Source organism: Clostridioides sp. ZZV15-6598, assembly GCF_020657705.1.
GTDB classification, from domain to species: domain Bacteria; phylum Bacillota; class Clostridia; order Peptostreptococcales; family Peptostreptococcaceae; genus Clostridioides; species Clostridioides difficile_F.
The window spans coordinates 1-267 of sequence record NZ_JAGWCS010000375.1 but is presented as its reverse complement, the minus strand read 5'-3'; the positions used below and the strand labels follow the sequence as shown (position 1 = coordinate 267).

The 267-nt window shown below is 49.1% G+C and carries 2 tRNA genes; both read right to left on the bottom strand.

Annotated elements, in window-relative coordinates:
* A tRNA-Arg gene (locus KGF50_RS22120) sits at positions 1–74 on the bottom strand.
* Between the two features lie 23 nt (positions 75–97).
* Positions 98–172 (bottom strand) — tRNA-Gly (locus KGF50_RS22115).
* Positions 173–267: the final 95 nt, after the last annotated feature.

Here is a 267-nt window from a genome sequence, read left to right as displayed (position 1 = left end):
TGAGCGCACAGGGATTCGAACCCCGGACACACGCCTTAGAAGGGCGTTGCTCTATCCAGCTGAGCTATGCACCCACATTACAATATAAACATAAATTTGGAGCGGGAAACGAGATTCGAACTCGCGACTTCAACCTTGGCAAGGTTGCGCTCTACCACTGAACTATTCCCGCTCGTTTATTAAATTAAATAAAAATGGTGCGGATGAAGGGAGTCGAACCCCCACGCCAATGGCGCTAGATCCTAAGTCTAGTGCGTCTGCCAATTC